Origin of the sequence: Actinosynnema sp. NPDC059335 (genome assembly GCF_042752395.1) — a bacterium.
GTDB lineage: Bacteria > Actinomycetota > Actinomycetes > Mycobacteriales > Pseudonocardiaceae > Actinosynnema.
The window spans coordinates 1-1216 of sequence record NZ_JBHYXZ010000330.1 but is presented as its reverse complement, the minus strand read 5'-3'; the positions used below and the strand labels follow the sequence as shown (position 1 = coordinate 1216).

1 protein-coding gene is annotated in these 1216 nt (G+C 76.6%); it reads right to left on the bottom strand.

Features of this window, described 5'->3' with window-relative positions:
• Positions 1 to 49 precede the first annotated feature (49 nt).
• Positions 50 to 1216, bottom strand: a 1167-nt coding sequence (locus tag ACFXGA_RS40220; protein ID WP_378098494.1) for a beta-ketoacyl-[acyl-carrier-protein] synthase family protein, incomplete at its 5' end; no start/stop codon positions are given.

Below are 1216 nucleotides of genomic sequence, written 5' to 3'. Positions count from 1 at the left end.
ACGCCGACACCGCTGGGTGCGATCACGCCCAGGCCGGTCACCACGGCGGTCATCGCCGGTCCGGACGGGTCAGCACGACCGCGGACTGGAACCCGCCGAACCCGCTGCCCAGCGACAGCACCGCGCGCAGGTCCCGTTCCCTCGCCGTGTGCGGCACGTAGTCCAGGTCGCACTCCGGGTCGGGGGTGTCCAGGTTCGCCGTCGGCGGGACCACCCCCTCCCCCAGCGCCAGCACACAGGCCACCAGCTCGATCGCGCCGACCGCGCCCAGCGAGTGGCCGACCATCGACTTGATCGAGCTGACCGGCGTCCGGTACGCGTGCGCGCCGAGCGCCCGGCGCAGCGCGGCGGTCTCGTGCCGGTCGTTCTGCCGGGTGCCCGAACCGTGCGCGTTGACGTAGTCCACGTCCCCGGGGGCCAACCGGGCCTGCGCCAGGGCGCGCCGCACCGCCTCGGCCATCTCGACGCCCTCCGCGGTCAGACCGGTCATGTGGTGGGCGTTGCTGCGGGTCGCGAAACCCGCGACCTCGGCCAGCACCACCGCGCCCCGGCGACGGGCGTGCCCCCACTCCTCCAGCACCAGCACGGCCGCGCCCTCGCCGAGCACGAACCCGTCGCGGTCGCGGTCGAACGGCCGGGCCGCGTGACCGGGGTCGTCGTTGCGGGTCGAGGTGGCCCCGATCGCGTCGAAGCACGCCACCGCGATGGGCGAGATCGGGGACTCCGCCGCGCCCGCGACCACGACGTCCGCCCGGTCCTCCTCGATGAGGCGGGCGGCGTGGCCGACCGCGTCCAGCCCGGCGGTGCAGCCGGTCGACACGGTGCGCACCGGTCCGCGCGCGCCGACCCGGTCGGCGACCTCCGCGGCCAGCGTGGCGGGCGACAGGGCGCGGGACAGGAACGGGGACGCCGCCCCCGGGTCGACCAGCCACCGCCGGCCCGCGTGCGAGGTGGCGACGTAGTCCAGCTCCAGCCGCGTGGTCGCGCCGACCGCCGACCCCGTGCACACGCCCACCCGCCAGGGGTCCTCGACGTCGAGTCCGGCCTGCCGCCACGCCTCGTCCGCGGCCACCGCGGCGAACCGCACGTACCGGTCCATCCGGGCGACCTCCACGGCCGACAGCCCGGCGGCGTCCGGGTCGAAATCGCACTCGGCGGCGATCCTGGACCGGAAACCCCGCGCGTCGAACAGCCCGATCGGCCGGGTGGCGGTCCG